General features: G+C 64.7%; 26 protein-coding genes. 16 read left to right on the top strand and 10 right to left on the bottom strand.

Going from position 1 to position 26,996, the window contains the following annotated elements; genetic code table 11:
- Positions 1-97 precede the first annotated feature (97 nt).
- The gene (locus tag CK489_RS34695; protein WP_050631077.1) at positions 98-2,500 is read left to right on the top strand and encodes a bifunctional diguanylate cyclase/phosphodiesterase; all 2,403 of its coding nucleotides are present in this window, start codon (positions 98-100) and stop codon (positions 2,498-2,500) included.
- Between the two features lie 38 nt (positions 2,501-2,538).
- Here CK489_RS34695 and CK489_RS34690 read toward each other — a convergent pair whose 3' ends face one another.
- Positions 2,539-3,981 (bottom strand): MFS transporter, encoded by a 1,443-nt coding sequence (locus CK489_RS34690; RefSeq protein WP_158226536.1) that lies wholly within the window; start codon positions 3,979-3,981, stop codon positions 2,539-2,541.
- A 107-nt stretch (positions 3,982-4,088) separates the two neighbouring features.
- Between CK489_RS34690 and CK489_RS34685 the strand changes: the two genes are divergently transcribed.
- Together CK489_RS34685 and CK489_RS34680 are read left to right on the top strand one after the other, a co-directional pair.
- Entirely contained in the window at positions 4,089-5,021 is a 933-nt protein-coding gene (locus tag CK489_RS34685; RefSeq protein WP_158226535.1) for a LysR substrate-binding domain-containing protein, read from the top strand.
- Positions 5,022-5,434: 413 nt separating this feature from the next.
- Positions 5,435-7,234 carry an adenylate/guanylate cyclase domain-containing protein gene (locus CK489_RS34680; RefSeq protein WP_095735437.1) on the top strand — a complete coding sequence of 600 codons (1,800 nt, stop codon included), beginning with the start codon at positions 5,435-5,437 and terminating at the stop codon, positions 7,232-7,234.
- Positions 7,235-7,316: 82 nt separating this feature from the next.
- Here the strand turns inward: CK489_RS34680 and CK489_RS34675 are convergent, their stop codons facing one another.
- On the bottom strand, positions 7,317-7,751 hold the full coding sequence (locus CK489_RS34675) for a hypothetical protein (RefSeq protein ID WP_050631073.1): 435 nt from the start codon (positions 7,749-7,751) through the stop codon (positions 7,317-7,319).
- A gap of 71 nt (positions 7,752-7,822) precedes the next feature.
- Here CK489_RS34675 and CK489_RS34670 point away from each other — a divergent pair, with 71 nt between their 5' ends.
- The 3 genes from CK489_RS34670 to CK489_RS34660 all read left to right on the top strand — a co-directional run bounded on the left by CK489_RS34670 (position 7,823) and on the right by CK489_RS34660 (position 9,573).
- The gene (locus tag CK489_RS34670; RefSeq protein ID WP_245350623.1) at positions 7,823-8,449 is read left to right on the top strand and encodes a hypothetical protein; all 627 of its coding nucleotides are present in this window, start codon (positions 7,823-7,825) and stop codon (positions 8,447-8,449) included.
- 72 nt (positions 8,450-8,521) lie between these two features.
- Positions 8,522-9,115, top strand: a complete 594-nt coding sequence (locus CK489_RS34665; protein ID WP_095735435.1) for a YdcF family protein — start codon at positions 8,522-8,524, stop codon at positions 9,113-9,115.
- 98 nt (positions 9,116-9,213) lie between these two features.
- Complete coding sequence (locus CK489_RS34660; RefSeq protein WP_095735434.1) at positions 9,214-9,573, top strand: hypothetical protein; 360 nt, start codon at positions 9,214-9,216, stop codon at positions 9,571-9,573.
- A 54-nt stretch (positions 9,574-9,627) separates the two neighbouring features.
- On the opposite strand, the gene CK489_RS34655 is transcribed toward CK489_RS34660, so the two are convergent.
- On the bottom strand, positions 9,628-10,971 hold the full coding sequence (locus CK489_RS34655) for an aminotransferase-like domain-containing protein (RefSeq protein ID WP_095735433.1): 1,344 nt from the start codon (positions 10,969-10,971) through the stop codon (positions 9,628-9,630).
- Between the two features lie 246 nt (positions 10,972-11,217).
- On the opposite strand from CK489_RS34655, the gene CK489_RS34650 reads away from it, so the two are divergent.
- Positions 11,218-11,388 carry a DUF1127 domain-containing protein gene (locus CK489_RS34650; RefSeq protein ID WP_245350622.1) on the top strand — a complete coding sequence of 57 codons (171 nt, stop codon included), beginning with the start codon at positions 11,218-11,220 and terminating at the stop codon, positions 11,386-11,388.
- Between the two features lie 141 nt (positions 11,389-11,529).
- On the opposite strand, the gene CK489_RS34645 is transcribed toward CK489_RS34650, so the two are convergent.
- Together CK489_RS34645 and CK489_RS34640 are read right to left on the bottom strand one after the other, a co-directional pair.
- Positions 11,530-11,955, bottom strand: coding sequence for a universal stress protein (locus tag CK489_RS34645; protein WP_021077991.1), 426 nt, complete (start codon positions 11,953-11,955; stop codon positions 11,530-11,532).
- A gap of 155 nt (positions 11,956-12,110) precedes the next feature.
- On the bottom strand, positions 12,111-12,653 hold the full coding sequence (locus tag CK489_RS34640; RefSeq protein WP_095735432.1) for a SixA phosphatase family protein: 543 nt from the start codon (positions 12,651-12,653) through the stop codon (positions 12,111-12,113).
- Between the two features lie 94 nt (positions 12,654-12,747).
- Here CK489_RS34640 and CK489_RS34635 point away from each other — a divergent pair, with 94 nt between their 5' ends.
- The 5 genes from CK489_RS34635 (at position 12,748) to CK489_RS34615 (ending at position 20,683) form a co-directional block, all read left to right on the top strand.
- Complete coding sequence (locus tag CK489_RS34635) at positions 12,748-14,247, top strand: NAD(P)/FAD-dependent oxidoreductase (RefSeq protein WP_095735431.1); 1,500 nt, start codon at positions 12,748-12,750, stop codon at positions 14,245-14,247.
- A gap of 64 nt (positions 14,248-14,311) precedes the next feature.
- Positions 14,312-14,812 carry a peptide-methionine (R)-S-oxide reductase MsrB gene (msrB, locus tag CK489_RS34630; protein ID WP_095735430.1) on the top strand — a complete coding sequence of 167 codons (501 nt, stop codon included), beginning with the start codon at positions 14,312-14,314 and terminating at the stop codon, positions 14,810-14,812.
- A gap of 226 nt (positions 14,813-15,038) precedes the next feature.
- Positions 15,039-16,871, top strand: a complete 1,833-nt coding sequence (locus CK489_RS34625; RefSeq protein ID WP_050631065.1) for a flagellar hook-basal body complex protein — start codon at positions 15,039-15,041, stop codon at positions 16,869-16,871.
- Positions 16,872-16,917: 46 nt separating this feature from the next.
- A complete protein-coding gene (flgK, locus tag CK489_RS34620; RefSeq protein WP_050631064.1) occupies positions 16,918-18,795 on the top strand; it encodes a flagellar hook-associated protein FlgK in 1,878 nt (625 codons plus the stop codon).
- A gap of 7 nt (positions 18,796-18,802) precedes the next feature.
- Complete coding sequence (locus CK489_RS34615) at positions 18,803-20,683, top strand: flagellin family protein (protein ID WP_095735429.1); 1,881 nt, start codon at positions 18,803-18,805, stop codon at positions 20,681-20,683.
- Positions 20,684-20,817: 134 nt separating this feature from the next.
- Here CK489_RS34615 and flbT read toward each other — a convergent pair whose 3' ends face one another.
- Positions 20,818-21,249: a flagellar biosynthesis repressor FlbT gene (flbT, locus tag CK489_RS34610; protein WP_050631063.1), complete on the bottom strand. Its 432-nt coding sequence runs from the start codon at positions 21,247-21,249 to the stop codon at positions 20,818-20,820.
- 370 nt (positions 21,250-21,619) lie between these two features.
- Here flbT and CK489_RS34605 point away from each other — a divergent pair, with 370 nt between their 5' ends.
- The 3 genes from CK489_RS34605 to CK489_RS34595 all read left to right on the top strand — a co-directional run bounded on the left by CK489_RS34605 (position 21,620) and on the right by CK489_RS34595 (position 23,755).
- Complete coding sequence (locus CK489_RS34605; RefSeq protein WP_095735737.1) at positions 21,620-22,789, top strand: flagellin N-terminal helical domain-containing protein; 1,170 nt, start codon at positions 21,620-21,622, stop codon at positions 22,787-22,789.
- A 207-nt stretch (positions 22,790-22,996) separates the two neighbouring features.
- Positions 22,997-23,362 (top strand): flagellar biosynthesis regulator FlaF, encoded by a 366-nt coding sequence (gene flaF, locus CK489_RS34600; RefSeq protein WP_021077982.1) that lies wholly within the window; start codon positions 22,997-22,999, stop codon positions 23,360-23,362.
- Between the two features lie 30 nt (positions 23,363-23,392).
- The gene (locus CK489_RS34595) at positions 23,393-23,755 is read left to right on the top strand and encodes a hypothetical protein (RefSeq protein ID WP_095735428.1); all 363 of its coding nucleotides are present in this window, start codon (positions 23,393-23,395) and stop codon (positions 23,753-23,755) included.
- A gap of 18 nt (positions 23,756-23,773) precedes the next feature.
- On the opposite strand, the gene CK489_RS34590 is transcribed toward CK489_RS34595, so the two are convergent.
- From CK489_RS34590 to CK489_RS34575, 4 genes are all read right to left on the bottom strand, one after another.
- Positions 23,774-24,160 carry a hypothetical protein gene (locus CK489_RS34590; protein ID WP_198961101.1) on the bottom strand — a complete coding sequence of 129 codons (387 nt, stop codon included), beginning with the start codon at positions 24,158-24,160 and terminating at the stop codon, positions 23,774-23,776.
- A gap of 161 nt (positions 24,161-24,321) precedes the next feature.
- A complete protein-coding gene (locus CK489_RS34585; RefSeq protein WP_095735426.1) occupies positions 24,322-24,822 on the bottom strand; it encodes a hypothetical protein in 501 nt (166 codons plus the stop codon).
- A gap of 11 nt (positions 24,823-24,833) precedes the next feature.
- Positions 24,834-25,190, bottom strand: a complete 357-nt coding sequence (gene flgJ, locus CK489_RS34580) for a flagellar assembly peptidoglycan hydrolase FlgJ (protein WP_094194282.1) — start codon at positions 25,188-25,190, stop codon at positions 24,834-24,836.
- A complete protein-coding gene (locus tag CK489_RS34575) occupies positions 25,190-26,314 on the bottom strand; it encodes a flagellar basal body P-ring protein FlgI (protein WP_095735425.1) in 1,125 nt (374 codons plus the stop codon). Before CK489_RS34575 ends, flgJ begins: the two co-directional genes overlap by 1 nt.
- A gap of 264 nt (positions 26,315-26,578) precedes the next feature.
- On the opposite strand from CK489_RS34575, the gene CK489_RS34570 reads away from it, so the two are divergent.
- Entirely contained in the window at positions 26,579-26,992 is a 414-nt protein-coding gene (locus CK489_RS34570) for a flagellar assembly protein FliX (protein WP_095735736.1), read from the top strand.
- Positions 26,993-26,996 lie beyond the last annotated feature (4 nt).

Genomic DNA, 26,996 nt, shown 5'->3' with positions numbered 1-26,996 from the left:
TTCAAGGCTTCTTCACCATCCGTGGAACCTTGCTGCGGTGCGGTTACCGTTCGTACACGAATACGCTTGTTCTTATGGGTCCATAACGGGGGCCTATATGTATCGCGTATTCACCTGTCTCACCTTGGAACATGACTGGCGGTTGGTCGTCCTCGGTGGGGTGATCTGCCTGCTCGCCAGCGCCGTCGCGATCAGCCTGTTTCACCGGGCTCGCGCCGCACAGGGCCGCGCCCGTGAGATCTGGATCGGCCTCGACGCGGCCGTCGGCGGTTGCGGTATCTGGGCCACCCATTTCGTCGCCATGCTGGCGTACGATCCCGGCATCGAGGCCGGCTACAACATTCCGATCACGCTGCTCTCGCTGGTGCTCGCGGTTGCGATCCTGGCCATCGGGCTCGCCGTCGCAACGCTCAACGAACGCTGGCCGACGGTCGCCGCCGGTGGCGCCATCGTCGGAGTCGGTGTCGCGGCGATGCACTACACCGGCATGCTGGGGCTGGAATTGCCGGCGCGCGTCGTCTGGTCGCCCGGCATCGTGTTCGCCTCGATCGCATTCGGAAGCCTGTTCGGCGCGCTCGCGCTGGTCGTCGCCACCCGCGGTGAACGTCTTGGCATCACCGCGGCCGCGACCGGTCTTCTGACCGTTGCCATCGTCTCGCATCATTTCACCGCGATGGGCGCCGTGACGCTCTTTCCGGATCCGACCATCGTTCCCGATGGGCTTTCGGTCTCGCCGCGCGTGCTCTCGTTCATGACCGCGGTTGCCGCCTTCGCGATCCTCGGGCTGTCGCTGATCGCCTCCATCCTCGATCGCCGCGCCAAGACCGAGCTCCACAAGCAGAAGGTGGTGCTGGACACCGCGCTCGAGAACATGTCGCAGGGCCTCTGCATGTTCGATGCCGATGGCCGGATCATGCTGTTCAACGAGCGCTACAGCGAGATGATGGGCCGCAGTCGGGTGCCGTTGCAGGGGCGTTTGCTGATCGACGTCCTGCAGGACCTGCATTCCGTCGGCGAGTGGGATGGCGATCCCGAAGAGCTCTGCGAGGCCCTGATCGCCGAGGCGAAGGCCGGCAACAGCGGAACGCGGATCATCAGCCGCAACGAGCGCGCGATCCGTGTCGTCGACCAGCCGATGAAGGGCGGCGGCTGGGTTGCGACTTTCGAAGACATCACCGAATGGCAGCAGGCCCAGGAACAGATTTCACATATGGCGCGGCATGACGCGCTGACCAACCTGCCGAACCGCACGCTGTTCCGCGAGCAGCTCGAGAAGGCCTCGCGGCTCGCCAAGCGCTCCGACCAGCTCGCGGTGCTCTGCCTCGATCTCGATCATTTCAAGGAGATCAACGACACGCTCGGACATCCGATCGGCGACGCGCTGCTCCGCGAGGTCGCGCGCCGGCTCGGCGAATGCGTGACCGAGCACGACACCGTGGCACGGCTCGGCGGTGACGAATTCGCCATCGTGCAGTTCTGCAGCAATTGCGAACCGTCCGTGGTGTCGTCGCTGGCAAGCGTCGTGGTCGAGCGGATCGCCGCGCCCTACGAGATCGAAGGCCACCAGCTCGTGATCGGCGTCAGCATCGGCATCTCGCTCGCACCCGAGGACGGCAAGGATCCCGACGAGCTGCTGCAAAAGGCCGATCTCGCCCTGTACCGCGCCAAGGCCGACGGACGCGGCACCTACCGGTTCTTCGAGACCGGGATGGATGCGCGCGCGCAGGCGCGCAGGCTGCTGGAGCGTGACTTGCGGCTTGCGCTCGAGCACGACGAGTTCGAGGTCTATTACCAGCCGATCCGCGACGTCGAGGGCGATCGGGTGGTCGCCTTCGAGGCGCTGGCCCGCTGGAATCACAGCCTGCGCGGGCTGATCGCGCCCAACAACTTCATCCCAGTCGCCGAGGAAACCGGACTGATCGTCCCGCTCGGCGAGATCGTGCTGCGCAAGGCTTGCGCGGAGGCCGCAAGATGGCCCGCGGATATCGCGGTTGCCGTCAACCTGTCTCCGGTGCAGTTCAAGAATCCGAACCTGGTGTCGTCGGTGAGGGCGGCGCTGGATGCGTCGGGCCTGTCGCCGGATCGGCTCGAGCTCGAGATCACCGAATCGGTGCTGCTGCAGAACAGCGAGGCGACGCTCACGGTGCTGCACGAGCTGCGCGGTTTCGGCGTCCGCATCTCGCTCGACGATTTCGGCACCGGCTATTCGTCGCTGAGCTATCTGCGCAGCTTCCCGTTCGACAAGATCAAGATCGACCGTTCGTTCGTGACGGATCTGGCGACGCGCGAGGACTCGATGGCGATCGTGCGCGCGGTCACCGGTCTCGGCAAGAGCCTCGGCATCGTCACCACGGCGGAGGGCGTCGAGACCGATACCCAGTTCGACCTGCTGCGCCAGGAAGGCTGCACCCAGGCGCAGGGCTATCTGTTCAGCCCGCCGCGGCCGGCGGCCGACGTCGCCAAGATGTTGCACCGGATGCCGGAACGGTCGGTTGCCTGATTGAACCGGAGTCCGCTTACCGCGTCGATCACTCGCTGCTATGCGGCCTGCTTCCCGTCCATAAGCCAATAGACGATGGTCGTCAGGGCAAGGGTCGATGCGCCTGCAACGATGAACGCGGCGAGATAGTCGCCATTCGAACTGCGTTGCAGGGCCGCGCCCAAAAGTGCGATCCCGAAGCTGAAGCCGATTTGGCGCATGGTGACGCAAATGGCCGATGCGGTCGCGGCACGATCGCTTGGAACGACCGACACGGCGGCGGCAGTGATCTGAGCGTTGATCACCGCACAACCTGACCCGCTGACGAGCAGCGCGATGACCGTCATTGCCAGCGTGCCCGGCCCCCGATTTGCGCCGGAGATCGCACCGAGTGCCACGTCAGCCATCCCGATCAGCGCGAGACCGCCACAGAAGAACGACCGTGACGGGATGCGGGTCGTCAAGGCCGCTCCATAGCGCGGCAACACCATCATCGGCAATGTGAGCGCGACCAGGAGCCAGCCCGCCTCGAGCGGATTGAGCCCCAATGGTCCGCGCGCCAATTGCGGCACGTAGACGAGCAGGGACCAGAATCCGATCGATCCCGCGATCGGGACGAGGCACATTGCGATGAACTGTCGCGATCCGAACAGCTTGGGATCGAAGGCGGGGTTGGGGTGTCGCTGTTCCAACCAAACGAACACGAGCAGCGCAATCCCCGAAGCGGCGAGGCCTGTCAGGCACGTCGCCGACGCGATGCCGCCAAGCAGGGGTGATTCCAGCAACATGAACGCGAGCGCCGCCGACGTGATCGCGAGAAGGCCAGCACCGAGCCAGTCTACCTTGGCGTTCGAGTGCTGCCGGTCGAGGCCGTTGCCGATCTTGCATTGCGCCAGGGAAACCAGCACTACGCAAAGCGGCAAGTTGATCCAGAAGATCCAACGCCACCCGATCGTATCAGCCAGCAACGATCCGAGCGGCGGGCCGGCGACCATCGAGGCTCCGACGATGGTGCCCCAAAGTCCAAACGCCCGCGCGCGCCGAGGTCCCTCGTAGGCACCAGCCAGGAGGGCGGACGAGGTGCTGGTGATGCAGGCACCGGCGATACCCTGCAATGCACGGAATGTCAGCAAAACGTCGAGCGTGCTCGCGCATGCGCACAGCAGGGACGCCAGGCCAAACAGCCCCGCGCCCCAAGTGAACATTCGAACGCGTCCGTATCTGTCGGCAAGGCTGCCTGCGATCGGCAAACAGAAGATCAAGGCAAGGCTGTAGATGTCGATGGTCCAGGCCGCTCGTGCGGAAGCGGCACCGAGGTCGCGGCCGATGTCGGGTAAAGCAGCCGCCAAGGCCGTCAGGTCGACTTGAAACAGAAAGCCGCTCAAGCACGCTGCAACCAGCGTCGCCGTTTCCCGGGACATGAGATCGGCGCGATGGCCATCGTTGGCAGGCCGACTGGCGCTCGGTGTTTCATCATCGTTCTGCCGAGGTTTGTCGAGCATGGTCGTTTCCGGCCTCCATGGAGCATGGATGGCCGAGCGACAGGCTTCGGTCGAATGATGGTTCCTCAAAAGCCCATGAATCTGTATCATGGCTTGAGGAAATCGAAATGCCACGCCGCTTGCCACCTTTCGCGCCCCTCGTCGCGTTCGACGCTGTCACCCGCCATGGCTCGTTCACCCGCGCCGCGGCCGAGTTGGGCGTCACGCAGAGTGCGGTCAGCCATCAGATTCGAAAACTGGAGGACCACTTCGGGGTAGCACTGCTGCAGCGGCAGAATCCAGGGATCGGGATAACACCTGCCGGCGCGCGGCTCAGGCAAGAGCTTGCAGCAGCACTCGACGCGCTTGGTGCACTGGATGCCCAGGTGCGGCGGCGCCCGAATCGCGCGACGTTACGTGTCGGCGCAAGCTCGGCGCTGGCCACGTGGTGGCTGGTGCGCCGGCTGCCGGACTTTGCGTCGCGACATCCGTCCATCAACGTCGATCTCAAGCCATTGGAGACTGGCGAAAGCTCAAAGCGTCCGCTCGACGTGCGAATTGTCTGGAACGCCATCGATGACGCACGGCGGACGTCGACTCAATTGCCGTTGTTTTGGGAGCGGATCTTTCCCGTCTGTGCGCCGCACTTGTTGCCTCAACGGCGTCCCTTGAAGGACCCCAACGGCCTGCTGGCTTTGCCGCTCATTCACAAGGGCGACAATGGGACCGGCGACTGGGGATGGCCTACCTGGTTCAGGCGTCTGGGTTTGCCGAAATCGGGTGCTGCCGCCGGCAGCGTGACACTGGACGACATCGGAATGTGCATGTCGGCTGCGACCGAGGGAGCCGGTGTGACCCTTGGGCGCTCACTTCTTGTCGCGGATGCGGTGTCTTCTGGACGCCTCGTGTCCGCACTCGCGAATTACCCCATCGTCGAGTGCACGAAAATTCAGGTTGCGCAGTGGCCGGCTCATTTGATCGGCGATCGCAGCGTCGAATTGTTCGTGAATTGGCTCGCTGAGCAAGCCGAGGCGACCGTGAAGAACATGTCGGCTGCATAGTCCGTTCTTGGCACATCGCGTCATTTGGCTGTGCTGCAGAATTTGGTCGCCTTGGCGCGGCCGAGGGCGTCGAGACCGATACCTAGTTCGACCTGCTGCGTCAGGAAGGCTGAACCCAGGCGCAGGGCTATCTGTTCAGCCCGCCGCGGCCGGCGGCTGACGTCGCCAGATGTTGCACCGGATGCCGGAGCGATCGGTCGCCTGACTTGATTCTTGTCGGACGCGGTTTCTTGACGCGAACCGGCGTCCACTTGGCTCGGCGTTGTTCGCAAATTGGTAGGGGTCCGCTTTGCACTCGAAAGGCGACATTGAAACCGAGATGGCGGCATGTCGGCCTTGGGGCCAATAGGCGACGTAGCGGATGGGCAATCCTTTCAACTTGTTGTAGTAAAGTAACTGGTTGGATTGCGACTATGCTGCAGGAGCGGTCAATGCGGGTCCAGCGCAGGTTGACGGCGATATTGGCGGCTGACGTGGCGAGTTATTCGCGGCTCATGCACAATGACGAGGAGGCTACGCACGCCAAGCTCATGAGGCTCCTCGCTGACGGCGTCGAGCCCGCAATTGCGGAACACGGTGGCCGCATCGTGAAGAACACCGGCGACGGGTTCCTGGTGGAGTTTTCGAGCGCGGTCGAAGCGGTTCGGGCTGCGATGAAGTTCCAAGCCCGGGTCCACGAACTTACGATCGGCGACCCGGAAGACAGGCGCATCGCTTTTCGCGTGGGCGTCAACATTGGTGACGTGCTCGTCGAGCCTCACGACATCTTTGGCGATGGCGTCAATATCGCGGCACGGCTTGAGGGCATTGCTGTGCCCGGCGGGATCTGCATCTCCTCTGCTGTTTACGAGCAAGTCCAAGGCAAGGTTGGAGGCAAGATCGCCGATCTGGGCGAGCAGAACCTAAAAAACATCGACCGTCCGGTTCGAGCCTATGCCGTGATCTGGGATGAACCCAACCCAACGACACGGTGTCAGGGCACGGGATCGAGCGTACTTTCACCGCCTCGTGTTTCCATCGTTGTACTGCCGTTCGCCAACCTCAGCGGCGATCCCGAACAAGATTACTTCGTCGATGGTGTAACCGAGAACTTGACAACGGACTTGTCGCGTATCGCTGGCTTGTTCGTAATCGCCCGAAACAGCGCGTTCTCATACAAGGGCAAAGCAATCGACGTACAGCAAGTCGGCCGCGAGTTGAACGTCCGGTACGTGCTTGGAGGTTCCATGCAGCGCATTGGCAAGCGGCTTCGAGTGAACGTGCATCTCATCGATGCCGAAAGCCGCAAACATCTTTGGGCCGAGCGCTTCGAAAAACCTGTCGCCGATCTCTTCGATATGCAGGACGAAATCGTATCGAGGCTCGCCAACTCGTTCGGTGCCCAACTCGTTGTAGTCGAGGCACGAAAAGCGGAGCGCTTGCGGCATCCCGACGCACTAGACCTGTTCTTTCAGGGTACTGCCTGCTTGTACAGCGGGCCGACGCTTGAGGACTTGGCCAGGGCGCGCGGCTTTTTTGAACGTGCTTTGGTGATCGATCCCCAAGGGGTCGGAGCGGCTTGGGCGTTGATCGGCATGGCAAACGTCGATCTGACAATGGGAGCCGACCTGCTAACGGACGAACGAGCCGCGCTTCTTTCGGCGGCCGAAGCGAACGCGATCAAGGCACGTTCACTAGCTCCCAGCATTGCCGCGGCCCGCCTGACACTGGCACTCATCTACATCAACACAAACCGCGCCGCGCAAGGGATTACCGAATGCGAGCAGGCATTAGCACTTGATCGCAATTTGGCTTATGCTCATGGCGTTATTGGTTTAGCCAAATTCTATATGGGTCGTGCTACCGAGACTGAAGGCCATGTACTCGATGCTCTCCGTCTGTCCCCTCGCGATCTCGTTGCCAACCGATTGATGCGTTTTGTGGGCATGGCAAAGCTACATCTCGGTGCGGATGCCGAAGCTGTCAGTTGGCTGCGACGAAGCATTGAGGCCAACCCCACTTATCCTCTCGCCCATTTCTCGCTCGCCGCTGCCTTGGGCTTGCTCGGCGCGCTCGATGAGGCGCGAACTGCTGCGAAAGCGGGATTTGCGCTCAACCCAGGCTTTACGATCCGCCGCTTGCGCGCCGCCAAGATAAGCGACAATCCTATTTATCTCTCTGGACAAGAGCGCCTCTGTGAGGGCATGCGCATAGCCGGGGTGCCGGAGGGGTGATCTCGGAGACGGGTCATAAGCCGTCTGTGGCGGCCAAGCGGAGCGATCTGCCTCGGGGTCCGGACGTTTACGAGTAGACGCGCTAGTTCTTCCTCAGCGCAAAATAGGCACCGCAAAACGCCATCACGGCGCCGAGGCACAGGGCGGCGAGGCCGGCGAGCACGGCGGAGATGGTCGACACCGCGCTCGGAGCCGAGGCCGCCTGGCCGGCGCCGGCCAGCATCAGCACGCCGACGACGATCAGGAACTGGCGCATCCGCTGCGGAATCTGCCCGGCCACCGCGCTGTGCATCAGGTTGGCGGTGAAGTAGCCGCCGGAGAACCCGACGCTCGCGATCAGCCACCAGGCGATCGCTGCACCTGCCGGCATGAATTCGTGGCTATCGGAGCGCCACAGCCCGCCGAGATCGAGCCCGTAGCGCGCGCCGAGCATATGCACGGCCAGCGCCAGCAGCACGCCGGATATCATCGCGCCGCCGAGGATGAGGTAACGCGGAAAATAGGTCGTCTCGGGCATGACTCGCTTGTAGGATAGGCGTGACACTCCATGCAAGCGCGCGGATGTGTCCGAACAGGTGGAACGGCGGATTGCCAACAAGGTTGCAGCAGCGGTCGGAGGCAGGCGAGGGCGCCGCCGTGCGCTATGCCTACAAGGCCTCGTTGGTCGGCTCGGCGCACCAGTTCGAGCTGACCGAGGATGGGCTGGCGTGGCGGATCGCCGGCCGCTCGGGGGTGTGGGACTACAACGACATTTCCGCCGTGAAGCTGTCCTATCGCCCAGTGTCGATGCAGCAGCAGCGGTTTCGCGCCGACATCGACAACGCCAAGGGCGGGCGGATCGCGATCCTCTCGACCACCTGGCAGACCGCGACGCTGGTCGCGCCGCAGGGGCATCTCTATCGTGACTTCATCATCGAGCTGCATCGCCGGATGCAGGCGGCCGGCAGCACGGCGAGGCTGTCCGGAGGTCTCGGGCCGAAGACATACATCGCGGCGCTGGCCGTGCTGGCGTGGCTTGCGGTGGCGATGGTCGGCCTGCTGGTGATGGCGCTCATGACATCCAACTGGACGGGCGCGCTGTTCCTGCTTGGCTTCGCCGCGCTGTTCAGCTGGCAGGTCGGCGGCTTCGTCAGCCGCAACCGGCCGCGGCGCTACAGCTTCGATCAATTGCCCGAGACGCTGCTGCCCAAGCCGGACCGCAATCAAGCGCAATGAAACGTGACTTCGTGCACTGCCTCGCGCGCGGCATCGTCGGCGTGTGGTGTCGCGAACGGAGCGGGCAGGGGCATGGACGATCGAAGTTTGCGGATGCCGTCCGACGACGAGATCGCCGCGATCAATGCCCGGCACCTGATCGAGACGCCGCTCAAGCCCGCCGATCTCCTGTTCGTGTTCGGCACCCGCGGCGATGTCGCCGAGCGGGTCGACACGGCGGTCCGGCTCTGGCGCGACGGCTTCGCGCGCTGGTCGATCGTGAGCGGCGGCATCACGCCGGGCGATGGCCGCTCGGAATGCGAGGTCATCAAGGCCGCAATGGTCGCGGGCGGCGTGCCGCCGGAGCGGATCCTGGAGGAGCATCGCGCGCAGAACACCGGCGAGAACGTGATCTTCTCGCTGCCGGTGATCGACGCGACGTTGGGGCTCGCCAATATCAGGAGCGTGATCTGTCTCGGCAACAGCTGGACCGCGCGGCGCTATCCCATGACGCTGCATCGGCACTGGCCGGAGGTCGAGAAGATGCTGGTGACGGTGGACAGCTTTGCGGTCCCGCGTGCGCTCTGGCACACCGTTCCCGAATTTCGTCGCCGCGTCCTGACGGAATGGGACAAGATCGAGCCGTACATGGCGCGGGGATTCATCGCGCAGTGGCCGGTTGCCTGAACGGCAAATCTGTACGTTCTCGCCGGTCCGGACTGTCAGCGGGCTGTAAGCAACACGCTGTAACATTCCGTCTGAATTGCTTCCAGCTGGAGTGTCAGATGACAATCCGGACCCCCGTTCTGGCTCTGGGCCTTGTGCTCTCGAGTGTCGCGCCGGCTCTTTCCAAGGGCGGCAGCGTCGGCAACAAGCATGATCTGGTTGATCCCCATCACATCGATTCTCTGCCGCTCGAAGTGCGGCAATATATTGCCGGAATCTGCAAGGACACGCCGGTCGCGCAGCACGACTTTGCGACCTACTCGCCGCAAGAGAAGCGCTGGCGGATCAACCTCGAATATCTGCAGTGCGGCGTGATCGGGGAGTTTCGCCGAGGCAACCAGTGCCTGGATGTGGACTTCGTCGCCGACGGCGCGCATTTTCGTCTCGCCCGGAAGACGTATGCGGCCTGTGGTTTTTGATGCTCTGTCGCGTCGAGCAGCGGAAGGCCGGCGCCTCGGAGTGAACGTGCGATGTCACTCCGTCGAGTCAAAATCCTCTTCGGTCGCGCTCAGCATTCCCGCCAGCGTCCGCAGTCCGAGGTCCAGTTGCTCCATCGGCGGCGCGGCGAGCGCAAGCCGCACCGCATTGGGCGCGTGCCCAGGCGTGGCGGCGAAGGTCGTCGATGGCGTCAGCGCGATGTCGCGGCGTGCCGCGGCCGCGACCAGGGTCTGCGAGCGCCAATGCGGCGGCAGGGTCAGCCAGAGATGATAGGACTTCGGGTTGGTCTGGATCTCGAAATTGGCCAGATGCTTCGCCGCGATCTGCTGGCGGCGGCCAGCGTCGATTCGCTTCAGCCGTGACAATTCGGCGGCGGTGCCGTCGGCCATGAGACGCTGACCCGCCGCGAAGGCGTATCCCGACGCGGTCCAGCCGCCCGAGCGCACCGCGGCCATGATGCTTTCGCGCAGCCGCGGCGGCGAGACGATGAAGCCGAGCGCAAGGCCGGGCGCGACCTTCTTCGACAGGCTGTCGAGCACGATGCAGCTGTCGGGCGCGAGCGCGGCCAGCGGCATCTCGTCGTCGAGGAATCCATAGACGCCGTCCTCGATGACGACGAGGCCGAGCTTCTCGATCACGCGCAACAGCTCGGCGCGGCGCTCGGCCGGCATCGTGATGCTGAGCGGGTTCTGGATCGTGGGCTGGACGTAGAGCGCGGACAGATGGGCCTCGCGATGCGCCTTCTGCACCGCATCCGGGCGCACGCCGTGCTCGTCCATCGCGAGCGGCACCAGCGTGATGCCGAGCCGCCCGGCAATGCCCTTCACGAACGGGTAGGTCAGCGCCTCCACGCCGCAGCGGCCGCCGGGCGGCACCACGGCGGCGAGCGCCGCGGCGATGCATTGCCGGCCATTGGCGGTGAACACGATCTGGTCGGGATTCGGCGCCCAGCTCTTGCGCGCGAGGAATTCCGAGGAGATCGTCCGCGCCGCCCGCGTGCCGTAACTGGTCGCCGGCCGCAGCGCGCCCTCGAGCACCTCGGGCCGCTCCAGCCCCTCGAGGCTCTTTGCGATCATCGTCGCCTGGTGCGGCAGCAGCGGATAGTTGAATTCGAGGTCGATGCGGGCGCCGCGCGGCTCGGGCGGGGCCGCGTTGCCGCGGCGCGCCTCGCCGGACACGAAGGTGCCGCGGCCGACTTCGCCGACCACCAGCCCGCGCCGCAACAGCTCGGTATAGACCCGGCTCGCGGTCGAGACCGCGATGTTGCGGTCATAGGCGAAATGACGCTGCGGCGGCAGGCGGTCGCCCGCCTTCAGCGCGCCGCTGGCGATCTCGGCGGCCACCGCATCCGCCAGCTTCAGATATTCGAATCTCGACATTATTGCACCGAGAGCAATGTTTTCCTTGCTCCGAGCAATGTACCGGATCATTTAAGAGGGAACAAGCCCATGATTGCACCGAGGAGAGCGCAAGCAATCCGAGGTCACGACGGCGCAGGTGCTGAAACGGCATTTGCGTCAACGGCATAGCTATGCGTCTGGGCATCGATGGAGATGACGATGACGACGATATCCTCAGCCGCCGCAGCGCCCGTGCGGTCCAGTATGTTGGGCGGATTGCTCCGATTGCTCCGCGTATCGGGCGATGCATTCGCGACCTATTGGGTGCGCCGCGAGGCGATCAAGACGCTGCGCCAGCTCGACGACCGGACGCTGCGCGACATCGGGATCTCGCGCTGCCAGATCGAGACCGCCGTGGCCGGCAACTTCGACCTGGAGCTGGTGCGGATCCGTTGACCTGATCCCGTGCGGGGCGAGGGGGCCGGGCAGGGAAGCGGCCGCCTGGCTCCTTTGCATGGGGTTGTTTTCGATATTTCGGCGGCGCGCACCTGCCCCGGTCGTCGAGATGGTGCGCGGTGCGGCCGGATCGATCGCGCTTCAGTGCCGGACCACCAGCACCGAGCATTTGGCGTAGCGCACCACGTGGCCTGCATTGGAGCCGAGGAAGTAGGTGCGCATCGCCGGGCGGTGCGATGTCATCACGATCAGGTCGGCCTTCATGGTCGCGGCCTCCTCGAGGATCTCGTGATAGATGCCGCCCTGGCGGACCACGCCGGAGATGCGCCCGGGCGCGATGCCGGATTCGCGCGCCACGATCGCCAGCGCCTCTTCCGATGTTTCACGCTGCTGGCTGTCGAAATCCGCCGGCACGTATTCGGCGAGCATCACCGGCGTCATCGGCAGCACGTTGAGCAGACGCACCGCGCCGTTCCAGGTTTGCGACAGCGTCGCAGCGGTTGCGATCGCAGGCTTCGCCAGATCGGTATCGGCGAGGTCGATCGGCACGAGAATGGACTTGTACATCAGCGCCTCCTGTCCGCGATTGGTCTGGAGCCGTTTGGTCCCTGTGGCGGGACGCGCGCCTTCTTGTTCTTGCAGTAGCTCGTGGTCGACGCGAACCGGTCCCCCTGTCGCGCGATCGTCAACATAGCATGGCGGAGCGGCGGTGTCCGCTTGCGTCAGCCGCGCGAGGCCTGCTTCAACAGTTTAGGGCTGACGAACAGGACGAGCTTGCCGCGCCGGAAGGAGACCTCGTTCCAGTCGTCGATCGCGAAGTCGAACACGGCGAGCCCCGAGGTCGGCAGATTGTCGGCGAGCGCGCGCTTGGCCGCCTCGTCGCCGCTGCCGGTCAGCGTCAGCGCCAGCTCGTGCATGCCGGGATTATGTCCGATCAGCATCAGCTGCTTCGGATCGGTGACCGAGGCCATCCGGATCGCGGTCAGCAGCTGCGCCGGATCGGCGCCGTAGAGTTCCGGGACGAAGTCGACCTTCGGCGCAGGTCCCGCGCCCTTCAGTGCCTCGCGCACGATCTCGAAGGTCTGCGTGGTGCGGACCGCGGGCGACACCAGCGCCAGATTGGGCAAAGGCGGGTGGCGAGCGATCCAGCCGCCGATCTCGGCAGCATCGCGGTGGCCGCGCTCGTCGAGACGGCGGTCCTGGTCCTGCCCCGAGGGCGCGTCGTGTTCGGTCTTGGCGTGACGCAGCAGTAGCAAACGGCGCATGGACTTCCATCTCGATTCGGTCTGGTCGAATTAATTCTACAGGCTCATGCCCTGGACAAGGTGACAAGCGCCGCAGCGGTTCGTAAGAAACGACATGAGCGAGACTTCCACAAGTGCGGCGGACGGCCCCGATGCGGCGGCCTCGCCGTTTCGTGACCGCCTGGCGTTCGACCTCGACGTCGATATCTGCGTGGTCGGGGCGGGGCTGGCCGGGCTGACGGTGGCCCGCGAGGCGGCACGGCTCGGCGCCAGCGTCGCCGTGCTCGAGGGCCGCCAGGTCGGCTGGAACGCCTCCGGCCACCATCTCGGCACCGTGATGCCGGGCTTCGGCCTGCCGATCGCAGATGTGATCGAGCGCGTCGGCCTCGATGATGCCCGCGAATTGTGGGCGCTGTCGAAGGAGGGCGCCGACTATGTTCGCGCCACCGCCACCGAGGAGTTGATCCCGGGCATCAGCCCAAGCGACGGCGCGCTGGAGGTCTCCAATGTCGATGTCGGCGAGGCGCTGATCAGCCGCTTGCAGACGCTGGGCGAGGAATTTGCGACCGAAGTCGAAGGCTGGCAGGTCGATCGCGTGCGCAGCGTGCTGCGGACCGGCCGCTATTTCCACGGCATCTACTATCCGAAGGCGTTCCAGATCGACGGCCGCAAATACGTCCACGGCCTCGCCGCGCTGGCGACGCGCGCGGGTGTGCGGATCTTCGAGGAGACGCCGGTCGTCAGCATCGATTTTTCCGGCATCCGCAAACGCATCGTGACGCCGTCGGCGCGACTGCGCGCCAACCACATCGTCCTCGCCGGCAATATCCATCTCGGTGCGCCGCTGAAGCGCCTGTCCGATACGCTGCTGCCGGTGTGGCGCTACGCGGCGCTGACCGAGCCGCTCGGGGAGCGGCTGGCGGAGACGATCGCCTTTACGGGCTCGGTCGTCGACAGCGACGGCATCGACCATTTCCGCGTCGTCGATGGCGATCGCCTGTTGTGGGCCAGTCCCGAAACCACCTGGGATGCGCGGCCGAAGCGGCTTGGTGCGGCGGTGCAGCGCCGCATCGCCACGGTGTTTCCTCAACTCGGCAAGCCTCCGATCGCCGATACGTTCGGCGGCGCGGTCGGCGTCACGGTGCATGGCATGCCGCAGATCGGCCAATTGCGCAGGGGCCTGTGGGTGGCGAGCGGCTTCGGCCGGCAGGGGCTCAACACCTCGGCGCTCGCGGGCCAGTTGATCGCGCGCAGCATTCTGTGGGGCGATGACCGCTGGCGGCTGTTTTCGCCGTTCGAACTGGTCTGGGCCGGCGGCACCACCGGTCGCGTCGCCGGGCATTTCGTCAGCCTGTGGGCGAGGGGCGCTTCGTCGGCGGCGGGCGTCCTGGCGCGTTACCGCGAGGGAGCACGGGCGAGGGAGCGGGCCCGCGAGGCACGGCTGGCCGAAGCCAATCTCAAGGCGGGAACCCGGGGGCCGGCACCCCGCCGTCCGCCCGGGGCTGCCGTGCGGCCGGTGGCGCCGCCCGCGCCGCCCCGGCAGATCGAGGATGGCGAGGAGCGGTATCCTCACGCCTCGCAAGAAAGTGAGCGGATCTCCGACGGGCGGATGTAACGTCCGGCGGCGGGGTTCGTATCTGTTGGCGAGCCTGTTTGGCCGTCCGCATCGGAGATGATTGATGATCGATCGCCGTATCCTGCTTGCTTCCGTCGCCAGCCTGCTGAGCTTCGCCGCGTTCCGCTGGCTGCGCACCTCGCCGGCGCAGGCCGCCGAGAAATTCGAGATCGAGAAGACCGACGCCGAATGGAAGGCGCAGCTAACACCGCAGCAATACGAGATCCTGCGCAACCAGGGCACCGAGCGGCCGGGATCGAGCCCGCTGCTCAAGGAGCACCGCAAGGGCACCTTCGCCTGCGCCGGCTGCGACCTGCCGCTGTTCTCGTCCGAGACCAAGTATGAGAGCGGCACCGGCTGGCCGAGCTTCTGGAAGCCGCTGGACAATGCGGTCGGCACCACGTCGGACCGCACCTTCGGCATGCTGCGCACCGAGGTGCATTGCCGCCGCTGCGGCGGCCATCTCGGCCATGTCTTCGACGACGGCCCGAAACCGACCGGCCTGCGCTACTGCATGGATGGTTTTGCGCTGGTGTTTCACCCGGCGGCTCCGTCGGCAACCTGACGGCGCCCATAACGCCTCGGGCGAAGGAGCGCAGTTCAGAATTGCGCTCGGTCCCCGGCAATTGTTGCCTGCCCGGCAATTGTGCCCCGGTTAAACGACCGGGGCTTTTTTTTCAAGCGCATGATTTTGTTACGATTCGTTTCCTGGCACGACCTTTGCGACATGCTCCGCCGATGCGGCCATCTGCTGATTGCCAGCCGCCGGGAATCGAATTGGAGAACATGTCATGGGTATCTTCGGCGCACTTACGACGGCGGTCGGTGGCTTGCGCGCAGGGTCGTACGCGCTGGAGAACATCTCCGGCAACATCGCCAACTCGCAGACCACGGCCTTCAAGCGCATCGATACCTCTTTCCTCGACCTCGTCCCGCAAACCGCGCTGACCGCGCAGCTCGCCGGTGGCGTCACCGCGCAGTCGCGTTCGACCAACTCGGTGCAGGGCGACGTGCAGTCGGCGTCGGTCGCGACCTTCATGGCGATCAACGGCAACGGCTTCTTTGCGGTGCAGAAGCCCGGCAGCTTCACCGACGGTTCTCCGGTGTTCGACGGCGTCGACCGCTACACCCGCCGCGGCGATTTCCAGCTCAACAAGGACGGCTATCTGGTCAACGGCGCCGGCTATTATCTCGAGGGCGTGCCGATCGACCCGACCACCGGCAACCCGTCGGGCTCATCGCCGCAGGTGCTGCGGTTCAAGAACGACTTCCTGCCGGCGCAGCAGACCACCAAGATCGACTATCGCGCCAACCTCGCGTCCTATCCGCTGACCACCGCGCACGACACCTCGGTTCCCGGCTCGGAGCTGATCCGGCCGGGCGCGTTCAGCGCCGGACATAACCCGCTGGTGCTGGGCACGCCGGCCGCGCCGTATACCGATTCCTCCGTCACTGGCACCGCGCAGAACAACAAGGCGACCCCCTCGGTGGCCAACACCGCCGCGACCTTGCTGTCGGGCGCAGCAGGCAGCGACTCGATCAATACCAACTTCAGCGCCGGCTCTGCCGGTCCGCCCGTCGTGCCGGCCGATACGATCACGGTGAACGGCACCGTCATCACCTTCGTGGCTTCGGGCGCGACCGGCAATCAGCTCAACGTCACCGACAGCATCGGAACGCTGCTCGCCAAGATCGACGCGATCACCGGTACTGCAACGCCATCGACGATCAGCGGCGGCAAGATCACCCTGCATTCCGGCACCGCGGCTGACCTCAACGTGACGAGCTCGAATTCGACTGCCTTCGCGGCGCTCGGCTTCACCGGCTCGGCGGTCGCGACCCGCGGCGGCGGCGGCACGGTCGGCACCGGCCAGGTGGTCGGCAACGATAACTCGACCTTCCTGAACGAATCCGTCTCGGGCGGCGCCGTCACGGCCTACGACGTCTCGGGTGCGCCGGTGAACCTGCAATTCCGCTGGGCCAAGACCGACAGCTCGTCGCTCGGCTCCGGACACACCGACACCTGGAACCTGTTCTATCAGGTCAATCCGAATGCGACCGGTACGCAGGTTTCCTGGCAGAACGCCAACGTCAACTTCACCTTCGCGTCGAACGGCCAGATGTCGCCGGCGATCTCGTCGGTGACGCTCAACAACGCCGTCGTCAACGGCGTGTCGCTCGGCAACCCCGTGATCAATTTCGGCTCCGGCGGCGTGACCCAGTTCGCGGACGCCAACGGCAACGTCCAGGTCAACCAGATCCAGCAGGACGGCTTCCCCGCCGGCCAGCTGCAATCGGTCAGCGTATCGACCAACGGCCGCATCGTCGGCAACTACACCAACGGCCGCAACATCGACCTCGCGGAAATCTCGGTGGCGACCTTCAACGGCACCAATTTCCTCAAGCGCATCGACGGCGGTGCGTTCGAGGCGACCGACGAGTCCGGCGCGGCGCTGTTCGGCAAGGCCGGCACCATCGTCGGTTCGTCGCTCGAGAGCTCGAACACCGATATTGCCGACGAGTTCACCAAGCTGATCGTGACCCAGCAGGCCTATTCGGCCAACACCAAGGTGATCACGACGACCAATTCGATGGTGCAGGACCTCTTGAACGTCGTGCGCTGATCGCATCGATGATGCACGTGTGAAGCAGTAAAGGCGAGTACACAACATGGGTTTGAGCCAAGCCCTTTCCACCGCGATGTCGGGCCTGCGTGCCACGCAGGCCTCGCTCTCGCTCGTGTCGTCGAACGTCGCCAACGCCGAAACGCCCGGCTACGTCAGGAAGACGCTGAACCAGGATACCGGCACCACCGGCCAGTTCGGCTCCAGCGTCCTGATCACCGGCGTCAACCGCCAGCTCGACGAATTCCTGCAGACCCAGCTTCGCACCGAGACGTCGGGTGCCGCCTACGCCGACGTCCGCTCGGAATTCCTGGCCAATCTGCAGGGCGTCTACGGCAATCCCGACTCCACCGGCACGATCGAGGACGCCTACAACAAGTTCCTGACCGCGCTGCAGGGGCTGTCGACCAGCCCGGATTCGCAGTCCGCGCGGATCGGCGTCGTCAATGCCGCGCAATCGATGGCGCAGCAGCTCAACGCGACCTCGCAGGGGATCCAGACGCTGCGCGCCAACGCCGAGGCCGGCATCAGCGACTCGGTCAACACCGCCAACAATGCGATGCAGCAGATCGCGCGCCTCAATGTCCAGCTCGCGGCCAATGCCGGCACGACCGATGCGTCGACCGCGGCATTGCTCGACCAGCGCGACCGCTACGTCACGCAACTCTCGCAACTGATGGACATCCGCACTGTCACCAACAGCCAGAACCAGGTGACGGTGTTTACCAATTCCGGCGTGCAGCTGGTCGGCACCGAAGCGGCGACACTCAGCTTCAACGCCCAGGGCACGATGACGCCCAATACGCAGTACAATTCCGACCCGACCAAGAGCACGGTCGGCACCATCACCATCACGTTCCCGCATGGCGGCACCTACGACATGGTGTCGACCAACTCGATCCGGTCCGGCAAGATCGCCGCCTATCTCGAGCTGCGCGACAAGACGCTGGTGCAGGCCCAGACGCAGATCGACCAGTTCGCCGCCGCGATGTCGAGCGCAGCGTCGGACAAGACCACGGCGGGCACCGCGGCGACGGCGGGGGCACAGTCCGGCTTTGACCTCGATCTCTCGGGGCTGCAGAGCGGCAACACCATCCACGTCTCCTACAAGGACAACACCACCGGCCTTACGCACAATCTGTCGATCGTCCGCGTCGACGACCCGAGCGTACTGCCGCTGAGCAACACCGCGACCGTCGATCCGAACGACGAGGTGCTGGGGGTGGATTTCTCCGGCGGCATGAGTTCGGTGCTGTCGCAGCTCAACGGCGCGCTCGGCGGAACGGGGTTGCAGTTCTCCAATCCGTCCGGGTCGACGCTGCGGGTGCTCGACGACGGCGCCGCCAACAAGGCCGACGTGACCGCGGCCTCGGTCACGACAACCGTCTCGTCGCTGACCTCGGGCGACCCGCAGCTTCCGCTGTTCACCGACAATGGCGGGCTCTACACCGGCGCAATCACCGCGAACGGCTCGCAGTCGACCGGCCTTGCCGCTCGCATCAGCGTCAACACCGCCCTGGTCGGCGATCCCTCGCGCATGGTCGTGTACGCGACCAACCCGCAGACGCCGGCCGGCGACACCACGCGCGCCAACCTCATTCTGAACCAGCTGTCGAACGCGTCGTACAGCTATTCGCCGCAGACCGGCCTTGGCACCACGGGCGCGCCGTTCACCGGCACGCTGCTGAATTTTGCCAAGCAGTTCATCAGCCAGCAGGGCGAGTCGGCGACCGCGGCCAAGCAATTGGCCGACGGTCAGGACGTCGTCCTGAATACGCTGCAAACCAAGATGGACTCGACCTCCGGCGTCAACATGGACGAGGAGATGGCGCATCTGCTCTCGCTCCAGAACGCCTATTCGGCCAATGCGCGCGTGATGTCGTCGATCAAGCAGATGTACGACGCGCTGCTGCAGCTCACGTGAGGGTAACATGTCGATCGACGGCGTAAGCGGCAGAACATCCTATATCGGCACCACGATCCTCAACCTGCGCAGTCAGCTCAACGACCTGACGACGCAGCTTGCGACCGGCAAGGTGTCGACGACCTATGCGGGGCAGGGGCTCGATCGCGGCTTTGCGCTCAGCCTGCGTGCGCAGATCAGCAGCATCAACGCGTTCTCCGATACGGCGACCAACCTCAACACGCGGCTCGGTGTCGCCAATCTCACCCTGCAGGGGCTGTCCGACGTCGGCACCCAGGTGAAGAACGCCTCGACGACCGCGACGTTGACGCTCAACGACAGCGGCCAGACCTCGGGCCAGATCACGGCGCAGGCTGCCTTCGCCAACGCGGTCGCGATGCTCAACACCCAGTCGGGCGATCGTTACCTGTTCTCCGGCCGCGCCATGGATACGCCAGCGACAGTGTCCGCCGACACGATGTTGAAGGGCACCGCAACCCAGGCCGGCCTGACCCAGCTCATCAACGAGCGCAAGCAGGCCGATCAGGGCGCCAACCTGATGGGACGCCTGAGCGTCTCGTCGCCGCCGGCGACCACCACGGTGACCAGCGTCGCCGAGGACGGCTCGCCGTTCGGCCTGAAGCTGCTGTCGGTGCAATCGTCGTTGACCGGCGCCACCGTGACGCAGCCGGCCGGCACGCCGAAGTCCACCTCGGTCGATCTCGGCGCCGTCAATCCGAAGGACGGCGACAAGATCAAGTTCAACTTCACGCTGCCCGACGGCACCACCGATTCGATCGAGCTCACGGCGACCACGACGAATCCGCCGCCGGCCGGATCTTTCCTGATCGGCGCCGACACCACGGCGACGACGGCGAACCTGCAGTCGACGCTGACCTCGTCGATCAAGACCTTGAGCGACACGTCGCTCGTCGCTGCCTCCGCGGTCGCGGCGTCGAACAACTTCTTCAATCCGGTCGCGACGGTCTCGGGCGCCGCCGTCAACAACCAGAACACGCCGCCGGCGCCGATCACGGGTGCCACGGCGCTTTCGGGGGCGGCGGGCACCGACTCGCTATCCACGAGCTTTGCGGCCGGCGACACCATCACGGTGAACGGGACCCCGATCACCTTCGTCGCCTCGGGCGCGACCGGCAATCAGGTCAACATCACCGACAGCGTGCAGACGCTGATGGCCAAGATCGACCAGATCAGCGGCACCAAGAACCCGTCGACCATCAGCAATGGTGTGATCACCCTGCATGGCGCCGATGGTCAAAACCTCTCGATCTCGAGCTCCAACACGGCCGCGCTCGGCGCGCTCGGCATTGCCAACAACACGACGGCGGCGCCCGCGCCGCTCAGGGTCGGGGGACCGCCGTTCGACACGGCGACCAGCCTGGTCGCGGGCACTCCCGCCAACACCGTGTACTGGTACACCGGCGAAAACGGCCCGGGCTCGGCGCGCGGCACCGCCGTCGCGCAGGTCGATCAGTCGATCACCGTGCAGTATGGCGCGCGCGCCAACGAGCAGGCGTTCCGCTATCTGTTGCAGAATGTCGCGGTCTATGCGGCGGTCACCACCAACGCCAGCAATCCGAATGCAAGCGCGCAGGTGACGGCGCTGGCGCAGCGCGTCAGCGGCAACCTCGCGCCGCAGAACGGCCAGCAGCAGATCCAGGACGTGCAGGCCGAGTTCGCCGGCGCGCAGACGGCAACCAAGGCGGCCACCGATCGCCAGACCCAGGTCAAGAGCATGGCGGAAACGATGCTGGACTCGGTCGAGGGCGTCAATCAGGACGAGGTCGCGACCAAGATCCTGGCGTTGCAGACCAGCCTGCAGGCGTCGTACCAGACCACGTCGATGCTGTATCAGACCACGCTGTTGAAATATCTGCCGATCAGCTGATTGCCCGCCGCCCATCTCCAGCCAGCAAAAAGGCCTCCTCGCGGAGGCCTTTTTCGTTCAGGCAAGAGGCCAGAGCGTTTTCAGGCGAAGTGGACGCCGGTTCGCGTAAAGACAACACGTCAAGACGCGAAGCTCTACGCGCTCTTGCGGGTATCGTCCTGATTGGGCTTTTGCGGACCGCGCACGCTCTCCAGCAGCTTCTCTTCGTGCGCGATCAGCTTCTTGGATTCCTTCAACGCGTGATAGAGGTCGCCGTTGAGGATGAAGTTGTTGACGCTTTCGATGAACGGCCAGGCGCTCGGCATCGCGGTGATGATGTCGCGCACCAGGCTGAAATAGGTCGGGTGGTGCGCCATCGGGTCCGGCGACAGATACATCAGCTGGACGGCGAGATAGATCAGCTTCGCCGGCGTGTCCGCGGTCTCCGGCGTCAGGATATCCTTCTCGCGCAGGATCGGGATGCGGTCGCCGTCGATCAGGAGGCGGGCGCGCTGATCGGTGTTGGTGATCACGCAATTGCCGACGATGATGCGCTCGTTCGGTTTGAGTTCGACCTTCAGGGCCATGACCGTTCTCCTTTGCCGGGCAGTCGCGCGATGTCGTCGCTTGCGGAACGCAGTTGTGCTCGGCACTGCTTAGCAGCCACCGTCGCGGCTCGGGGCCGATGCGTCAGCGATCCTTTCCCATGATGGTTAACGCTTGGTGAATGACGGTCCGGCGCAGGCGTCGTGGTTCAGCCGGAATCGGCAATCGTCTCAGTAGTTTTCACGGCGAACTTCGCCCAATAGCGACAATTTTATTCTTCGGCATTTGATTGAAATGCCGCGCTGGAGATTTCTTTTTCCTTGGCGGCTCGACCCGCAGGATCGGCCATCCGCCCGATCAGAAAGGATTGGCGCGGTTTTTTCCTCAGTTTCACACCAGAAAGGTATGAAAATGTCCGATATCATTCTCTCGTCCTCCGTTCGCCAGAACCTCCTCTCCCTCCAGTCCACCGCCGATCTGCTCTCCACCACGCAGAACCGCCTTGCCACCGGCAAGAAGGTCAACACGGCGCTCGACAACCCGACCAACTTCTTCACCGCCCAGTCGCTCGACAACCGCGCCAGCGACATCAACAACCTGCTCGACGGCATCGGCAACGGTGTGCAGGTGCTGCAGGCTGCCAACACCGGCATCACCTCGCTGCAGAAGCTGGTCGATACCGCGAAGTCGATTGCCAACCAGGTGCTGCAGAGCCCGACGGGCTACACCACCCGCTCGCAGGTCACCTCGACCGCAGCGCTCGGCGGTACGGCGGCCAACCTGGTCGACGGCACCACGATCAAGAGCGGCGACGTGCTGGCGATCGCGGCCTCGGCCGGTCAGCCCGCCTTCACCTTCACCTTCGGAGCCAACTCGTCGCTGGCGCAGCTGAACACGGCGCTGTCGGCCAGCAACCTGACGGCGAGCCTCGACAGCTCCAACAAGCTCGTCATCACCACGACCAATGACGCGGCGTCCTCGACGATCGGTGCGGTGACCTTCACCAACACCGGCGGCGGCACCGCGACGTTCAGCGCGGCCGGCACGGCTCCGGTTGCCGACTCCGCCTCGCAGTCGGCGCGCGCGGCCCTGGTGCAGCAGTACAACAACACCATCTCGCAGATCACGACAACGGCGCAGGATGCCTCGTTCAACGGCATCAACCTGTTGAACGGCGACAGCCTGAAGCTGACCTTCAACGAGACCGGCAAGTCCACGCTCAGCATCACCGGCGTCACCTTCAACGCCACCGGCCTCGGCCTGAAGTCGCTGACGGCGGGCACCGACTTCCTCGACAACAACTCGGCGAACAGCGTCATCTCGACGCTGGGCACGGCGAGCTCCGCGTTGCGCAGCGAAGCCTCGACGCTGGGTTCGAACCTCTCGATCGTGCAGATCCGTCAGGACTTCTCGAAGAACCTGATCAACGTGCTGCAGACCGGTTCGTCCAACCTGACGCTGGCCGACACCAACGAGGAAGCGGCCAACAGCCAGGCGCTGTCGACCCGCCAGTCGATCGCGGTCTCGGCGCTCGCGCTCGCCAACCAGAGCCAGCAGAGCGTGCTGCAGCTGCTGCGCTGAGCGCACCAAAACCTGGTTCAGGAACGGCGGGGGCAACCCCGCCGTTTCTCGTTTGTCTCCGGGATATTACGGTATCTGTCCATGCCGTAAGAACGGCGCATTTCGTAACGCCTGCTAACCATATTTAAAGGCGCCGGATGCATAAATATCGGGCGCTAGAATTGCGTCTCCGCGGCTCGAGAAATCCGCATCCCATCGAGGTCATTAATGTCGAATGCAGCCCAGGCCTACGCTCGTACCTCAACGACGACGGCGTCCCCCCGTGAAATCGAAGCGCAGGCGCTCCTGAAGGCCGCGCGGCAGCTGCAGGAAGTCCAGGCGAACTGGAACGGCCTCGACAAGGCGCTCGATCACGCTTTGCTGTTCAATCGCCGGTTGTGGTCGATCTTCCTCAGCGCGGCGGAAGGCAACGATAATCCGCAGCCGCTCGAGGTGCGTCAGAACATCGCCAACATCAGCGTGTTCGTGATGAAGCAGACCATCGACATCCAGATGAATCCGGACCCGGCGAAGCTGAAGTCGCTGATCGACATCAACTGCAACATCGCGGCCGGCCTCTCGGGCCGCGGCTGATCGACACCGTCCGCAGCGGAGTTCTCGACCATGGCCGATGTGTTGAGCATCCTGTCCGCCAACTACAAGACCGTCGGGCTGACCGTTCCGTCGAACACGCCCTATGTGGCGGTCGATCCGAAGCTCTATCAGGGCAGCTGGAGCGGCAAGTACGCCAACAACAAGTCGTTCAACATCTCGGTGTCGAACGTCGAGGGCTTCCGCGCCAAGGTCCACTATCAGAGCGACGGCACCAACAAGTATCAGGACGTCCTGATCAAGGACGGAGCGTTCCGGATCGGCGATACCAAGTTCTCGCTGGTGCAGCAGGGGACGGCGCTGATCGCCAATGTCGTCACCGATCCGGCCACCGGATCGACCTATCTCGACAAGGCCTACGCCACTCAGAAGTGAGGCGCCGGTCGCTCGCGTCTATGCGCGGCGGTCGGTGGCGCGCGCCCGCGTCGGCGCGTCCTTGCTGAGATCGAGCGCGTGGAAATAGGCGCGGCGGCGCAAGACGGCTTCTTCCGGAAATTGCCTCACCACCAGGTTGGTGCGATTGTCGACCACCTGGTAGACCACGGCGCGTGCGTCGCGATCGATGATGACCTGGTCGGTCACCGCTGGGGCCTGGTTTGAAATTGACGCGTTGACGGCGTTCGGGTCGATCGTGACGCGCACGCTCGGCTCCGGAGCGGTGACGCTCTGGCTCGTGGGCAATTCGGTCTTCACCGCCTTCTGCGCCGTATCGCTCACGGGAGTGATGATCGGCGCTGCGACCGGTGCCCCCACCGGCTTGATGTTGAAATCTGTACTCATGACAGCCTCGTAGTGCACAGGCACTAGTTTGCTTGAGTCAAATCCCAACCCCTCACGATCCGCAACTCTACGGGGAACCTCTCAATAGGGTGTTAGGGAACACGCTGAACGGCGTGCTGCCAGTGCCGCGTCGAATTGAACTAAATTGTAGGCCGTGCGCGTCAGAGCGTGCGGCTGACGGCGATCGGCGTCATGTTGCGCGGACCCGGCGCGGCGCGCTGTCCGTTCGCGGTGTAGGTGTTCGGGATGTTGCGGCGCTGCACCTCGGCATTGACGCCGCGCACGATGCCTTCGGAGACGGCGTGCGCGGTCGCAAGCACCGTCAGGTTGACCTGCAGCATCGCGCGGAACGTCTCGTGATGACGCCGCAGCGTTGCGAGCAGTTCGGGGTCGGTCTGCGACAGCATCTTCTGCATCGATTTCAGATGCTCGACCGCGAGCATGTAGCGCCGCGACAGCTCCGACTTCTGTGCCTCGAGCCGCATGCCCTCGCGGATCTTGCCGGCACGGACGAACTCGGTCTCCTGCTCGACGACGACAAGCAGCGCGCTCATCACCTCGGTCAGCTCGTTGGCGAGACGCGCGACGTCGGGAGGCGTCGATGTCGCACCCCGCGCGGCGGGGGCGGAGGCTGGCCGCGGCTGCTGTGGACGCTGGTTCATCTCGCTGCTCCTTAGCTCTTGTTCGCCTGCTGCAGGATCAGCGAGCGGAACACTTCGTTGGAAATGCCGACGCCGCCGGACTTGGCGAAGTTTTTCGAATACTCGTCGGTCAGCATCGAGCGCCACGGCCCGGTGCCGACCGTGTCGCCGTAGGGGCCTTCGCCCTTCAGGCCGGTCGTCATCTGCGAGAACATCGTGTTGAGGAACATCGATTCGAAGTCGGTCGCGGTGGCCTTCGCTTTGGTGATCTGCTGCGGCGTGACCTTCTTCATCGCGTCCTGCAGCACGGGATCGGGGCGGCCGTTGAACATCGGCATCAGCGCCTTGTTCGGCATGCTGCCGGTGGTGCTGTTGATCAGGCTCGCCATCACATCACCTCGATGTCGGCTTCGATCGCGCCGGCGGCCTTGATCGCCTGCAGGATGCTGATGAGGTCGCGCGGCCCGATGCCGAGGCCGTTGAGGCCGTCGACGAGCTGTTGCAGCGAGACGCCGTCCTTGACCACCGCGAACTTCTTGCCGTCCTCGCTGACCTGCACATTGCTGCGCGGCGTCACCACGGTGCGGCCGCGCGACAGCGGATTGGGCTGGCTGACCTGCGGGGTTTCCGAGATCGTGACGGTGAGATTGCCCTGCGCCACTGCGACGGTGGCGACGCGGACATCGCGGCCCATCACGATGATGCCGGAGCGTTCGTCGATCACGATCCGCGCGGCGAGGTCGGGATCGACCTGCAACTGTTCGATCTCGGTCAGGAAGGCGACCACGTTGCCCTTGAACTCCGGCGGGATCGAGAGCTGCACCGTCGAGGGATCGAGCGGCTCGGCGGTCTTGACGCCGAGATAGTCGTTGACCGCGGCGGCGATCCGCTTGGCGGTGGTGAAGTCGGCGTTGCGCAGCGCGAGCCGCACATTGGGCAGGCGGTTGAGCGCGAACTCGATCTCGCGCTCGATGATGGCGCCGTTGGCGATGCGGCCGACCGTCGGCACGCCGCGCACGACCTTGGCGGCCTCGCCCTCGGCGTTGAAGCCGGAGATCGCCAGCGTGCCCTGCGCCACGGCATAGACATTGCCGTCGGCGCCGAGCAGGGGGGTGACGAGCAGGGTGCCGCCGCGCAGGTCCTTGGCGTCGCCGAGCGCCGAGACGGTGACGTCCATGCGCGTGCCCTGGGTGCCGAACGGCGGCAGGTTGCCGGTGACCATCACGGCGGCGACGTTGCCGGTACGGATGGTGGCGCCGCGGATGTTGACACCCATGCGCTCGAGCATCGCCTGCAGCGATTGCTTGGTGAAGGGGATGTTGTTGAGCGTGTCGCCGGTGCCATTGAGGCCGACCACGAGGCCGTAGCCGATCAACTGGTTCTGCCGCACGCCCTCGATGTTGGCGAGATCCTTGATCCGCGAGGTCGCGGCCGCGGGCATGGCGGAAGCCGCCAGCGCCAGCAGCGCGGCGCAGGCCAACCCGAATAAGCTTACGATGCGGATGCCGGGCATCCTGATGCTCCCCTCAAACTCACTGGCGGATCACGCGACACTCCCATGACGGCGATCCGCCATTAACCATGCGATCTGCGTGCCACTTCGTTTTGTTGGGGCAATGTATTGATATATTTATCGAAATTGTCTGGCTCCCGTTTGGCTGCGGTTGGCCAGGGAGCGCGAAACTGCCGTGCGGCGGCAGAAATTGCCGGGTCGTTTACGCATCGTTAACCATAAAACGGCGATGCTCGCGGCATTCAGGCCTGCGGGATCATGGCGATGCGCATCTACGGACCGAACGGCACCACGCTTGGCACGTCCACCAGCGCCACGCGGCGCACCTCGTCGAGCGGCTTCTCGCTGCCGGATGCAACGAGCGCGCAGGAGGAGGTTCGCTCCACCACGGCTCCGAAGGCCGCCGCCAGCCTCGATGCGCTTCTCGCGCTGCAGGGCGTCGAGGACCCGACCGAACGCCGCAAGCGCTCGGTGGCCCGCGGCAAGGGTGCACTCGACGTGCTTGACGCTCTCAAGCTCGGCCTGCTGTCCGGCAATTTCGATTCCTCGACCGTGAACCGGCTGCGCGATGCCGCGGCGAGCCTGAAGGAATCCTCCGGCGATCCCGGCCTCGATGCCGTGCTCGGTGAGATCGAGCTGCGCGTCGAAGTCGAACTCGCCAAGGCTGGGCAATACTAGGCGT

It is taken from the genome of Bradyrhizobium sp. UFLA03-84, from assembly GCF_002289535.1.
GTDB lineage: Bacteria > Pseudomonadota > Alphaproteobacteria > Rhizobiales > Xanthobacteraceae > Bradyrhizobium > Bradyrhizobium viridifuturi.
This window is presented reverse-complemented; position numbering and strand designations above follow the sequence as displayed.